This is a genomic window from Jutongia huaianensis (genome assembly GCF_014384985.1).
Taxonomy (GTDB): domain Bacteria; phylum Bacillota; class Clostridia; order Lachnospirales; family Lachnospiraceae; genus Jutongia; species Jutongia huaianensis.
Genome location: NZ_JACRSX010000004.1, coordinates 1 through 14024, shown reverse-complemented (window position 1 = coordinate 14024; position 14024 = coordinate 1). Strand labels below are relative to the sequence as shown.

Annotated in this window: 10 protein-coding genes; 9 read left to right on the top strand and 1 reads right to left on the bottom strand. The window is 45.0% G+C overall.

Annotated features, from left to right (window positions below):
• Positions 1 to 36: 36 nt before the first annotated feature.
• From gatA to H8704_RS04870, 3 genes are read left to right on the top strand one after another with little or no spacing between them, the layout of a single operon-like run.
• Complete coding sequence (gatA, locus tag H8704_RS04880) at positions 37 to 1500, top strand: Asp-tRNA(Asn)/Glu-tRNA(Gln) amidotransferase subunit GatA (RefSeq protein WP_118676288.1); 1464 nt, start codon at positions 37 to 39, stop codon at positions 1498 to 1500.
• A gap of 16 nt (positions 1501 to 1516) precedes the next feature.
• Complete coding sequence (gene gatB, locus H8704_RS04875; protein ID WP_022463919.1) at positions 1517 to 2947, top strand: Asp-tRNA(Asn)/Glu-tRNA(Gln) amidotransferase subunit GatB; 1431 nt, start codon at positions 1517 to 1519, stop codon at positions 2945 to 2947.
• 22 nt (positions 2948 to 2969) lie between these two features.
• The gene (locus H8704_RS04870) at positions 2970 to 3353 is read left to right on the top strand and encodes a PilZ domain-containing protein (protein WP_249297547.1); all 384 of its coding nucleotides are present in this window, start codon (positions 2970 to 2972) and stop codon (positions 3351 to 3353) included.
• A 200-nt stretch (positions 3354 to 3553) separates the two neighbouring features.
• Here H8704_RS04870 and H8704_RS04865 read toward each other — a convergent pair whose 3' ends face one another.
• Complete coding sequence (locus H8704_RS04865) at positions 3554 to 5770, bottom strand: flagellar hook-length control protein FliK (protein WP_249297546.1); 2217 nt, start codon at positions 5768 to 5770, stop codon at positions 3554 to 3556.
• 326 nt (positions 5771 to 6096) lie between these two features.
• Here H8704_RS04865 and hrcA point away from each other — a divergent pair, with 326 nt between their 5' ends.
• From hrcA to H8704_RS04835, 6 genes are all read left to right on the top strand, one after another.
• Positions 6097 to 7134, top strand: coding sequence for a heat-inducible transcriptional repressor HrcA (hrcA, locus tag H8704_RS04860; RefSeq protein ID WP_022463916.1), 1038 nt, complete (start codon positions 6097 to 6099; stop codon positions 7132 to 7134).
• A gap of 64 nt (positions 7135 to 7198) precedes the next feature.
• Positions 7199 to 7783: a nucleotide exchange factor GrpE gene (grpE, locus tag H8704_RS04855; RefSeq protein WP_249297620.1), complete on the top strand. Its 585-nt coding sequence runs from the start codon at positions 7199 to 7201 to the stop codon at positions 7781 to 7783.
• A 51-nt stretch (positions 7784 to 7834) separates the two neighbouring features.
• Positions 7835 to 9718: a molecular chaperone DnaK gene (gene dnaK / locus H8704_RS04850; RefSeq protein WP_022463914.1), complete on the top strand. Its 1884-nt coding sequence runs from the start codon at positions 7835 to 7837 to the stop codon at positions 9716 to 9718.
• Between the two features lie 230 nt (positions 9719 to 9948).
• Positions 9949 to 11109: a molecular chaperone DnaJ gene (gene dnaJ, locus H8704_RS04845; RefSeq protein ID WP_022463913.1), complete on the top strand. Its 1161-nt coding sequence runs from the start codon at positions 9949 to 9951 to the stop codon at positions 11107 to 11109.
• 291 nt (positions 11110 to 11400) lie between these two features.
• Positions 11401 to 12687 carry a phosphopyruvate hydratase gene (eno, locus tag H8704_RS04840; RefSeq protein ID WP_243101631.1) on the top strand — a complete coding sequence of 429 codons (1287 nt, stop codon included), beginning with the start codon at positions 11401 to 11403 and terminating at the stop codon, positions 12685 to 12687.
• A 189-nt stretch (positions 12688 to 12876) separates the two neighbouring features.
• The coding region (locus H8704_RS04835) for a UvrD-helicase domain-containing protein (protein WP_249297545.1) at positions 12877 to 14024 on the top strand (1148 nt) is incomplete at its 3' end.

The window sequence follows — 14024 nt, the reverse complement described above, 5'->3', positions numbered from 1 at the left end:
AACTGTAGAAATCAACAAGAAAGGATTGGTGATTTGATGTCATTGATGCAGCTTACGGCTGTAGAGCTGGGCAAGAAGATAAAAGCGGGAGAGGTTTCTGTGGTGGAGGCGACAGAAGCTGCTCTGGCTGCCATTGAGGCAAAGGAAGAGAAAGTAAACAGTTTTGTGACAGTGGACCGGGAGGGTGCACTGAAGCAGGCAGAGGAGGTGCAGAAAAAGATTGATGCAGGGGAGCTTACATCACCTCTGGCAGGTGTACCGGTTGCCATTAAGGATAATATGTGTACGGAGGGGCTCCTGACCACCTGCAGTTCTAAGATCCTTGGTAACTTTGTACCAACATTTACGTCAGAGGCAGTGCTTAATCTGCAAAAGGCCGGTGCAGTCATTCTCGGAAAGACCAATATGGATGAGTTTGCTATGGGAAGTACCACGGAGACTTCTGCTTTCGGAGAGACGAAAAACCCATGGAATACAGAGCATGTACCGGGAGGATCTTCCGGCGGATCCTGTGCTGCGGTTGCTGCGGGCGAGTGCTTCTATGCTCTTGGCTCCGATACCGGTGGATCTATTCGTCAGCCAAGCTCCTTCTGCGGTGTGACAGGGATTAAGCCGACCTACGGTACGGTTTCCCGTTACGGACTGATCGCATATGGTTCTTCTCTTGATCAGATCGGACCGGTTGCAAAGGATGTTACAGATTGTGCAACGATCCTGGAGACCATTGCTTCTCACGATACCAAAGACTCTACATCCGTAGAACGTGATGACACAGATTTTACCTCTGCACTGGTAGATGATGTGAAGGGGATGAAGATTGGTATTCCAAAGGATTATTTTGGAGAAGGTCTTGACACGGAGGTTAAGGATGCGGTTCTTGCTGCAGCGAAGAAACTGGAGGAGAAGGGTGCCATTGTGGAGGAGTTCGAGCTCAGTCTTGTAGAATATGCGATTCCGGCATATTATGTTATCGCTTGTGCTGAGGCAAGCTCTAATCTGGAGCGTTTCGACGGTGTGAAGTACGGTTATCGCACCAAGGAGTATGAGGGACTTCACAACATGTATAAAAAGACACGTTCCGAAGGCTTCGGTGCCGAGGTAAAACGTCGTATCATGCTTGGTTCTTTTGTATTAAGCTCCGGTTATTATGATGCATATTATCTGAAGGCACTTCGTACCAAAGCATTGATCAAAAAAGCCTTCGACAAAGCCTTTGAAAAATACGATATGATTCTTGGACCGGCTGCTCCGACCACAGCACCGAAATTGGGACAGAGTCTCAGCGATCCAATCAAGATGTATCTCGGAGATATTTACACGATTTCTGTCAACCTTGCCGGTCTGCCTGGTATTTCTGTTCCGTGCGGTGTAGATTCCAAGGGACTTCCAATCGGCTTACAGCTGATCGGTGACTGCTTCCAGGAAAAGAAGATCATTCAGGCAGCATACGCATATGAGCAGACAAGAGAGCCGGCATTTAGCCCGCTTCTGGCAGAGTAGAAAGGAGACCGGAAAGATGAAACAATACGAGACTGTGATAGGACTTGAGGTCCATGTGGAGCTTGCCACAAAGACAAAAATTTTCTGCGGATGCTCAACCGCATTTGGTGGGGCACCAAATACACATACATGTCCGGTTTGTACCGGTATGCCTGGTTCTCTGCCGGTACTCAATAAGCAGGTGGTAGAATATGCCATTGCCGTGGGTCTTGCAACTAATTGCAGCATTACCCAGTACTGCAAATTTGACCGTAAGAATTATTTTTATCCAGATAATCCACAGAACTATCAGATTTCCCAGCTGTACCTGCCAATCTGCCGGAACGGTGGCATTGAGATTGAGACAGCAGCAGGCAAAAAGACCATAGGTATCCATGAGATCCATATGGAGGAGGATGCCGGTAAGCTTGTTCATGATGACTGGACCGGAAGTTCAATGGTAGATTACAACCGTTCCGGTGTGCCTCTGATCGAGATCGTATCGGAGCCGGATATGCGTTCTGCAGATGAAGTGATTGCTTATCTGGAGAAGCTGCGTATGATCATTCAGTATCTGGGTGCTTCTGACTGTAAGCTTCAGGAGGGATCCATGCGTGCCGACGTCAACCTCTCTGTCAGGGAAGTGGGAGCGACTGAGTTTGGTACACGTACCGAGATGAAGAACTTAAACTCCTTCAAGGCAATCTCTCATGCCATTGAGGGCGAGAGAGCACGTCAGATCGAGCTTCTTGAGGAAGGACGTCAGGTTATTCAGGAGACCAGAAGATGGGATGACAATAAGGAGTCCTCTTATGCGATGCGTTCCAAGGAGGATGCGCAGGATTACCGTTACTTCCCAGAGCCGGATCTGGTGCCGATCATGATCAGCGATGAGTGGCTGCAGGCAGTAAAAGACAGACAGCCGGAGCTTCGTTCCGAGAAGCTGGAGCGTTACAAAAAAGAATATGACATTCCGGAGTATGATGCAGAGATCATCACGGGAACCAAGAAGATGGCTGACATCTTTGAGGCGACCACCGCTATCTGCAATAAGCCGAAGAAGGTTTCTAACTGGCTGATGGTTGAAACCATGCGTCTGTTGAAGGAAAATGAGATGGAGGCAGAGGATATTTCCTTCTCGCCGGAAAATCTTGCGAAGCTGATCGAGATGGCAGATGCCGGTGAGATCAACAGCTCTGTGGCAAAGGAAGTTTTCGAAGAAATATTCAAGAATAATATCGATCCGGAGAAGTATGTTGAGGAGAAGGGCTTAAAGACCGTATCCGATGACGGTGCCCTTCGTGAAGTGATCGAGAAGGTTGTTGCAGATAATCCAAAGTCAGTAGAGGATTATAACAGCGGTAAGAAGAAAGCCATCGGCTTCCTGGTTGGACAGACAATGAAAGCAATGCAAGGCAAGGCAGATCCCGGAAAGGTCAATAAGATTCTTATGGAAATTTTGGGATAGTGTGAAGATAGGAGAGGTTTGTATGACAGAGCAGAGAAGAAATATCCGGATACCGGTGAAGATGAATCTGGAGGTTTCCGATATTTTTAAACAGGATAATGTAAAGGTCAGCAATATCAATGCACCGATCAAAGTTACGGATATCTGTCGTGACGGAATTGGCTTTGTTACTACAAGTGTGCTTCCGATCGGGTTTTATTTTAACTCCCGTCTGGAGTTTAAAAACAGCAATAATGCCATTAACTGTGTAGTTCAGATCATCCGTCAGAGCAAGAGCGAGGACGGTTTGTATCATTACGGCTGTACATTCACCGGTATGCCTGCTGTCTTTGACTATATCTTCGAGGAGATCGAGGAGGAGTATAGAAAGGCGGAGGCAGAAGCAAACGGGACTGCGGCAGAATAAAGCGGTGGTCTGATATTGCATATTCACGTTGTGGAATTCTATAGTGTTTTTGAAATGTATGGGCGGTACCTGATGAAAGGGTATCGCCTGTTTTTCGTTTATAGAAAAATTTCGTAACGGAAATCAAAGGAGAAGAATGGTTTTGCACTTTTATGTTTGGGGAATAGAAAAATGCTTGGGATGAATTCGAAACGATAAAATCACGCCCGGATATCAAAGGAGAACCGTTTCATTTCGTGGGAAGCTGATGGAGTCACCTTTGCATTTAGAAAATCCTGAACCGGAGCTTCCTTCCGGGTAAGAGGCTGTACCTGTATCTGGCAGGTATAGCCTTTTTGGGTAAGGGAGTCCTGCAGCAGATGTGTATTACGCTCGATCAGATGAAGGGATGCCTCCTGATCCAGATGGAAATCCGCCTTGATATTCTGGTGATCTTTTTCAAGGCGGATATTTACGGTGCCCAGGTGATCCATTTCCAGATGAAGCATCAGACTTAAGCTTTGTGGGTCCTGTTTTAATTTATCTTTTTTGGTGTAGACATAGAGATCCCCATGGGCATTCTGATTCTGCAGTTTGAGAGGGAGCTGCATATAGGCAAAGGCTTCGTTTAAAGATTTCATAAAGTCAATATTACTCTGCATATCGTGAGCCTGTCCGGAAAGATGGCCGGAATCATCTCCGAAGAGGGTGCTGTTGATCAACGTCTCAAAGGAGTTCATTTTCTGCTCCATAGAATCATAGAAGGAATCCATTTCGCCATTTTTGGAAAGCTTATGCGGGGTGATGGTAAAGTTTTCCATTAGAACGCTGTGAAAAAGCTTCTGGAAAGCTTCCATCTGAAAAAGTTTCTGTGCCAAAGCAGAGTCCGTATGAGGAATGGCGTTTTTTATACCTGCAAGAGTGTCTTCTGCTGTGGCATCTCCGGAAAGGACCTGAGAGATGGTTTCACGGTCAACAGACATATTCTGGAGGTGTCTGGCGAGCTCTGTACGTTCCTGTGGATTTAATACAGTAAACAATTGATCCTGTTCTCTGCCGTATGAAGTAATGTTGTTTAACAGAGTATCGATCACGGCAGGAGTATGTGTTACACTTGCAGAACTTTCATGAGGAGCCGCTAACATTTCATTGATGTTCTGGAAGGATGTTTTGGCGACATCTGACAGGTTATGGAAGAGGCGGCCGGCGAAAGAGCGGACGGAAGTATTTGCATCTGCATTTTCGGTTTCACGGGCAGCTTCGGACAACAGTGCTTCTGCATCCTTACCTGATATATCGGTGGCATCTGTTTTCTGACCGGCATCAGTGGCAGCAGAGCCTTCCGGATTGACTGTATTATCAGCGGAATAACCATATTTGGCGGCGAGTGTTCCAAGTGTGGCAGAGCCGTCGGTTGTGTTGCCGGCTATGTCTGACTGGGGCTGTAAAAGCTGCAGGATTTCCTCTGACTTTGCCTGCAGTTCTGTATCCGGACAGCTTTCCGGCAGAGTGATGGTGTTGTCGGCAATGGCCTTCCGGATCAGAAGGGCAGCATCCTTTTGAGCCATGGTACCGGTCTGGAATTGCTGTAATTGTTCTTCTGTCATCGGCGTTTCGGAAAGAAGATCCTTTAAGGCAGTAAACTCCTGTTCGGATAAGTCTGCGATTATTGGAATATCAGAAGGTGATACATTTTCCGGCAGGGCGATTGCTAAAAGTTTCTCTCCAAACATTGCAACGGTATTGGATGGACCGTTTTCTGATAAGGTTTCCAAAAGCTGCGGAATCTGTGCAGCAAAGGTTTCTGCTCTGGAAAGAAGCGAATGGGCACCGTTCCGGTATGCACTGAACTGTGCTACACTGTCTGCCGTTACCTGATACTGTTTGCGATTCATCAGGCAGAGAGTCTCCATATCATCGGTACCCAGATCATATGCCTGTTGCATAAGCTGTTGGATCGACTGCTTGTTGATCGGCATCAGATTATCCATCAAGGCCTTGACGGCAGACTGATTACGCTGCGTAGCAGGCAGAGAAGCCTCCTCCAGTGCTTTATTGATCAGAGTTAATTCTGTCTCGGTATAGCTGTTTGGTATGGCATCCAGAAGAATTCCTGAAGGCGAAATGGAGGAGAGACGGAAAGCAGCTGTCTGTCCAATAGAAAGGGAGGAGCTGTCTGCAATCTGTCCCTTGATCAGAGTGTTATTTTCTAATGTAATGGTAATCTCATTGTTGCGAAGGTCAGAAATTTCTCCGCGGATCACATCTCCCTGATGGATCTGGTTCATGCCGCTTCTGGCAACGCCATAGCTGCTCATCTGTCCAACGGAGCGGTTGATCTGCCCTGGATTATTGCGGGCAGCAGCCTGCTGGCTGCTCATAGCCATATTATTTCGTCTGTTTCCTGTATTTGTTGATGTGATGATGGGATCTGCCATAATGTTCCTCATTTCTGTGCTTCTTGTCATATATAATCATATGATGTTACGGATTGCTTCATTGCCATGCAATTTCCGCAATCCTGCAAACACCTCCAATCTCGCATATTTGTAAACAAATCTGCTGCTTGTCGGTGTTTGGCGAGTCAAGCCATTGACTCGTACATCATATTATATATGTCGGCATATTTGCAGGAAACATAAAAAAAACCGAAAAAATTAGCAAAAATATCTTGACAATAAAAAATGATAGTGATATCTTACTAATTAGATGTTAGCACTCCACCTCAAAGAGTGCTAACAAATAAAAACAAGGGAGTGATAGTTTGGAGCTGGATGAGAGAAAACTTAAAATACTTCAGGCAATCATCCGGACGTATTTAGAGACGGGTGAGCCGGTGGGATCCAGAACGATTTCCAAGTACTCTGATCTGAATCTTAGTTCCGCTACCATCCGAAATGAGATGTCTGATCTGGAGGAGATGGGATACATTTTACAGCCCCACACATCAGCGGGACGTATTCCTTCTGACAAAGGTTATCGTCTCTACGTTGACACGATGCTGGATGACAAAGCACAGGAAGTGCATGACATGAAGGTCGAGCTGGAGGAAAAGGCAGGAAAGATTGATGATCTGCTAAAGAGTGTTGCGAAGCTGCTGGCGGTCAATACCAATTATGCCACGATGGTTTCGGGACCACGATATGCCTCCAAAAAGGTCAAGTTTATTCAGCTGACACTGGTGGATGACAGTGATCTTCTGGCAGTGATCGTGCTTGACAACAATGTGGTCAAAAATAAAATGATCCATATGAAGGAATCCATGGATCAGGAAACCGTTCTACGGTTAAACTTCATTATGAACACAACCTTAAACGGTCTCGATGTAATGGAAATGAATCTGGCAGTGATCCAGAAGATCAAAGAGCAGATGGGAGCGCACAACAGTGTGATTGATTCTGTGTTGGAGATCATTGGAAATGCATTGACAGAGGATGAGGATCTGGAGATCTACACCAGCGGTGCGACAAACATTCTGAAGTATCCGGAGCTTGCGGATAAGTCAAATGCAGCGCAGATTTTGAGTGCCTTTGAGGAAAAGAAAGATTTAAACCAATGGATCGAGCAGGAGCCTGTGGGTCAGAATGATGATAATCATGCGATCCAGGTGTACATTGGCGGAGAGACACAGGTGGAATCCATGAAGGATTGTTCTCTGGTGACAGCGACCTACCGGATTGATGATGGTGTTTATGGAAAGGTCGGTATCGTGGGACCAAAGCGAATGGATTACGATAAGGTAGTTGCTACACTGCAGTCTATGATGGAGCAGTTAGATGACATATTTAAAGATAATAAATAAGCCGTCAGGCAGAGGTTTAGAGAGGTGGTAGAAGGTGAGTCAGGAGAAAGAAACAAATCAGGAAATGACAGAAGAGAAGATGACAGAAAACACAGAAGAAACTGTGAAGGACAGCGAGGTGACGGAGGAAGCTTCTGAGGAGACAACGGAGCAGGAGGCCGCAGCCGGGGAAGATAAAGACGGGAAGAAATCAATCTTTGGCAAAAAGAAATCGAAGCTGGAGGAAAAGATCGCAGAGCTGGAGGATGCAAGAATGCGTCAGCTTGCAGAGTTTGAAAATTTCCGAAAGCGTTCTGAAAAGGAAAAGGGTCAGATGTTTGAGGTTGGTGCAAAGTCAGTGGTAGAAAAGATTCTTCCGGTGATCGACAACTTTGAGAGAGGTCTGGCATCTATGCCGGAGGAGGAAAAGGGAACACCGTTTGCCGATGGTGTAGAGCTTGTTTATAAGCAGATGCTTGGAGCACTGGATGAGATTGGTGTAAAGCCGATCGAGGCAGTGGGACAGGAATTTGATCCAAATTTCCACAATGCTGTGATGACCGTTGAGTCTGAGGAACTGGAAAGCGGAACTGTGGCAGAGGAGCTGCAGAAGGGATATATGTATCAGGATTCTGTAGTTCGCCATAGTATGGTAAAGGTAGTTAGTTAATTATAATAGAGCAAAGAAAAGAATTATTATAGAGAAAGAGAGGACAAAACTATGGGAAAGATTATTGGTATTGACTTAGGAACAACAAACTCATGTGTGGCTGTTATGGAAGGTGGAAAGCCTGTTGTCGTAACAAATACAGAGGGTGCACGTACAACACCATCTGTTGTCGCATTTTCAAAATCCGGTGAGAGACTTGTTGGTGAGCCTGCAAAGCGTCAGGCAGTAACAAACGCTGACAAGACAATTTCTTCTATTAAGAGACATATGGGAACTGATTATCGTGTTGCCATTGATGACAAGAAGTATTCTCCACAGGAGATTTCCGCGATGATCCTTCAGAAGCTGAAAGCAGATGCAGAGAATTATCTGGGAGAGAAGGTTACAGAGGCTGTTATCACAGTTCCTGCTTATTTCAATGATGCACAGCGTCAGGCAACAAAGGATGCCGGTAAGATCGCAGGTCTTGATGTAAAGCGTATTATCAATGAGCCAACCGCAGCAGCACTTGCTTATGGTCTCGACAATGAGAAAGAGCAGAAGATCATGGTTTATGACCTTGGTGGTGGTACTTTTGATGTATCTATTATCGAGATCGGTGATGGCGTTATTGAGGTTCTTGCAACATCCGGAGATAACCACCTTGGTGGTGATGACTTCGATCAGAAGATTACAGATTATATGATCGCTGAGTTTAAGAAGACAAATGGTGTGGATCTGTCTGCGGATAAGATGGCATTGCAGAGATTAAAAGAAGCAGCAGAGAAGGCAAAGAAAGAGCTTTCTTCCGCTACTACAACAAATATCAACCTTCCATTCATCAGTATGAATGAGAATGGACCGCTTCATTTCGATATGAACCTGTCCAGAGCGAAATTCGATGAGCTGACTCACGATCTGGTTGAGAGAACGGCAACACCTGTTACTAATGCACTTCGCGATGCCGGTATTACAGCTTCCGAGCTTGGTAAGGTGCTTCTGGTTGGTGGTTCTACACGTATCCCGGCTGTACAGGATAAGGTACAGCAGATGACAGGTCACGAGCCAAGTAAGTCTCTGAACCCGGATGAGTGTGTTGCTCTCGGTGCTTCCGTACAGGGAGGTAAGCTTGCCGGAGATGCCGGTGCCGGTGATATTCTTCTTCTGGATGTTACGCCGTTGTCACTGTCTATCGAGACTATGGGTGGCATCGCAACAAAGCTGATCGAGAGAAATACAACGATCCCAACCAAGAAGAGCCAGATCTTCTCTACGGCTGCTGATAATCAGAGTGCTGTAGATATTAATGTTCTTCAGGGTGAGCGTCAGTTTGCCAAGGATAACAAGTCTCTTGGACAGTTCCGTCTGGATGGTATCCCTCCGGCACGTCGAGGTATGCCACAGATCGAGGTTACCTTCGATATTGATGCCAACGGTATTGTAAATGTATCTGCAAAGGATCTGGGAACAGGTAAGGAGCAGCATATCACAATCACTGCAGGCTCCAATATGTCTGATGAGGATATTGATAAGGCAGTCAAGGAAGCGGCTGAGTTTGAGGCACAGGATAAGAAGCGGAAGGAAGGCATTGATGCCCGCAACGAGGCTGATTCTATGGTATTCCAGACACAGAAGGCTCTGGATGAGGTCGGCGATAAGGTTGATGCTTCCGAGAAGGCAAAGGTTCAGGCAGAGCTTGACAGTCTGAAGGAGTTAGTTGAGAAGACAAATCCTGAGGAGCTTACGGATGCAGATGTAGATGCATTGAAGGCTGGTAAGGAGAAGCTGATGGAAGCAGCACAGGCTGTATTTACAAAGATGTATGAGCAGCAGGCTCAGGCAAACGGCGGTGCCGCAGGTGCAGGACCTGATATGGGCAACATGGGTGGTGCAGCAGGTGCCGGAGCAGGAAATGCTTCTGATGATGTCGTAGATGGTGACTACCGCGAGATCTAATTAAATAAAATATGATACAGGGGAATATCTTTGAACCCGGCATCATTTATGGGATAGACCATTGATTGCGCGAATGCCGCAGGCAGACGTACCGGTTAATGGTCTGTCGTCATACAAAAGATATTTCATATATTAGGAAAATAAGCCTGAAAAGGCCGGGTTTCTTCGGCGTTTCGTTGTTCGCAGAAATCGTGTGTGAATTTATGATAAAATGAGAGATGGAGAGAGTTATGGCAGAGAAGAGAGATTATTATGAAGTGCTTGGTGTCAGTAAAAGTGCATCTGATTCTGAATTGAAATCCGCATATCGTAAGCTGGCCAAAAAGTATCATCCGGATATGAATCCGGGGGACAAGGAAGCCGAGGCGAAGTTTAAAGAGGCTTCGGAGGCATACAGTGTATTAAGTGATCCTGACAAGCGTCGTCAGTATGACCAGTTTGGTCACGCAGCCTTTGAAGGGGGAGCAGGCGGAGGAGCCGGCGGCTTTGACTTTAACGGTATGGATATGGGAGACATTTTTGGAGATATCTTTGGGGATTTCTTTGGAGGAGGCCGTTCCAGAGCACAGAATAATGGTCCGATGAAGGGACAGAATCTGCATCATACGATCCGCATTACCTTTGAGGAGGCTTGCTTTGGTACGGAGAAGGAGTTAGATCTTCCGTTGCAGGATGAGTGTGAAAGCTGTCACGGTACCGGTGCAAAGGCAGGAACTACGCCGGAAACCTGTTCAAAGTGTGGTGGTAAAGGTCAGGTCGTTTATACACAACAGTCTTTATTTGGCATGGTCAGAAATGTGCAGACCTGTCCGGATTGTCGTGGTACCGGTAAGATCATCCGGGATAAATGTCCGGATTGTCATGGCTCCGGTTATATTACCAGAAAGCGAAAGATTTCCGTTACAGTGCCTGCTGGTATTGATAATGGTCAGAGTATCCGGATCCGCGAAAAGGGTGATCCTGGTGTAAACGGAGGTCCGAGAGGGGATCTTCTGGTGGAGGTTGCTGTGAGCCGCCATCCAATCTTCCAGAGACAGGGCATCGATATCTATTCTTCTGCACCGATCACATTCGCACAGGCAGCGTTGGGCGGTGATGTGCGCATCAAGACTGTGGACGGAGAGGTAGAATATACCGTAAAGCCGGGAACACAGACAGATACCCGTATCCGACTCCGTGGCAAGGGCGTTCCGTCTCTACGGAATAAGTCCATCCGGGGTGACCAGTATGTCACATTAGTAGTACAGGTGCCAACGAAGATGAACGGAGAGCAGAAGGAACTTCTGAAGAAGTTTGACGAGGCAATGTATGGAAAGTCGGAGGAAAAGGAAGAAAACGGAGAAACTACCGAAAAGAAAAAAGGCCGTTTCGGGAAAAAGAAAAATAAATAAGACACACTAAGAGGCTGAAATTCCTTGGCCGACCCCGGATGCTTTTGCAAGGGAGGAAGACTTTGATGTGTGGATCTGCATAAAATATTTATGAATAGTGATAGCTTCATGCTGGAAGAAAATCAGTGTGGAGCTATTATTTTTTTGAATTTTTCCCGCAATATATTGGAATCTTTTTTTGCATCATTGCAGATACTAATACAACGAAAATTAAATCTTTGATACATGAACCGTCAATTATTAATTATTCGTTATACCAGTATTAAAACAGTGATGGAAAGGGGTAATAGTATGTCTGAAATAAAAAACAGCGGTGACAAGGGGATGAAGATCCGGGATATTCTGGCAAGAGAGATTCTTGATTCCCGTGGAAATCCTACGGTGGAGGCAGAGGTGATCCTGAAATGCGGAGCAAGAGGAGTAGCAAGTGTACCTTCCGGAGCGTCCACAGGAGCCTTTGAAGCCGTAGAGCTTCGGGACGGAGAAAGCCGTTATATGGGGATGGGCGTAAGAGGAGCTGTGAAGGCAGTGCGGCAGATCATTGCGCCGGGACTAAAGGGGATGGACGCTTCCAGGCAGAGGGAGATTGATCAATGGATGATCGCAGAGGATGCCACAGCCAATAAATCTCATCTGGGTGCCAATGCGATTCTGGCAGTATCTCTGGCAGTGGCAAAGGCTGCGGCGAACGGAATGAAACTTCCGCTTTACCGATATCTGGGAGGCTGCGGTGCCAGAGAGCTTCCAATTCCTATGATGAATGTCATTAACGGAGGACGTCATGCGGACTCCTCTATGAATATTCAGGAATTTATGATCATGCCGGTGGGCTTTATGAGCTTTCATGAGAGGCTGGAAGCCGGAACAAGAGTATTTCATACTTTAAAACGTATTCTGATGGCAGAACATTATACGACATCTGTAGGGGATGAAGGAGGCTTTGCTCCGGCATTTGAACGGGATGAACAGGCACTTGACTTTTTGATCCGTGCCATTGAGGAGGCAGGCTATCAGCCGGGAAGACATTTTCGGATCGCCCTTGATGTAGCGGCAACTGAAATGTATGATGCGGCTCTCCGGGAAGGAAAGGATGGCATGTATTATTTCTGGAAATCCGGGATTTACAAGACTCCGGAGGAGATGATCGCTTACCTCAAGGAACTTTGTGACCGTTATCCCATCTATTCTATTGAGGATGGTCTGGCAGAGGAGGACTGGATGCACTGGGAGCAGTTGAACCGTACTCTGGGAAGCCGTGTGCAGCTTGTGGGGGATGATCTTTTCGTGACCAACACAGAGCGTATCCGTAAAGGAATCCGGCAAAATGCTGCAAATGCCGTGCTGATTAAGGTAAATCAGATCGGTACGCTGACGGAGACTCTGGATGCGATCCGTATGACTAAAGAAAACGGATGGCGTGCGATCATATCGCATCGTTCCGGAGAGACGGAGGATACTACGATTGCGGATCTTGCCGTTGCCGTCAATGCCGGACAGATCAAAACAGGTGCTCCAAGCCGGACTGACCGCGTCGCGAAATATAACAGGCTGCTGCGGATCGAGGAGGAGATCTGGTAGAGGGAATGTACACTTCGAGAGGAAATGTTAAAAGAGAATGATAGAGAGTTAAAGCTATTAAGGTTAATGTATAGGGGATATGCATTAGCCTTATTTTGTGGTACAATACAAATATACTATATTACTTTGTAATGATCAATATGACGATGATGTGTTATGAAGTCATACAGGATCATCATAGGAGAAGACATGGGAATATTTGACAAATTTTTTTGGAAAAATAAGAGACAAGTGAACAATGGAAATGAAAATAGATTAAAGGATGACAATGTTATTAAGATATTGGAACTTAAGAAATTGATTAACACATTGTTATATAGCGATAAATACTTGGCCAAAAGTGATTACATGCATCAAGTTAAAAATTATGATTCTGTAATTAACTATTTTGATGTGCTTGTACAAAGTGGAATGTTAAACGACTTTTGTTCTCGTAATAATCTCTCCTTATTAGAAACAAAGTATGTAGTTGATTCTTTTAAAAATTTGGAAACATTGGTTGATGAACATAATGAAAAATATGTATCAGAAAAATTGATTGCCGAAAAAGAATATTTAGATAATATTTTGAAATCAATTGATCCAACCATATTACTTGATGAAGACCAACGCAGAGTTGTTTTGGCAGATGAAGATTATTGTCTAGTGATTGCAGGAGCAGGAGCGGGAAAAACGACAACGGTAGCCGCAAAGGTTAAATATCTTGTGGATAAAAAGAAGATTGATCCTTCGCAGATTTTGGTAGTTTCTTTTACTAATAAAGCAGTAAAAGAACTAAAAGAAAAGATTCAGGGAGCATTGGGAATTGAATGTCCTATTGCGACATTTCATTCTACGGGAAATGCAGTAATTCAAAAGAGTTCTCCAAAAGATAAAATGAATATAGTTGATAAATCTAAATTGTATTTTGTTATCAGGGATTATTTTCGTAACTCAATTATGCAAAATGAAAGCATTGTTAATAAGTTGATTATGTTTTTTTCGTCATATATTAATGCTCCTTATGAAGGGGATGATTTAAATGCTTTTTTTAATGATATTGCCAAATCTAATTTTTCAACGATGAGAAGCGATCTAGAGAATTTTCAAAGAGTAGTTATTGATACAAGAACAAAAAAATCAGTGACAATACAAAATGAGATTTTAAGGTCTCATCAAGAGGTGGAAATTGCTAATTTTTTGTATTTGAATAATATTGATTATGACTATGAACCTATTTATCAATATAATATTTCATATGCGAAAAAACCATATACACCGGATTTTTTAATTCGGCAGGGTGACAAAATTGCATATTTAGAGCATTTTGGAATATCCGAGAGTGGAGAAAATGATCG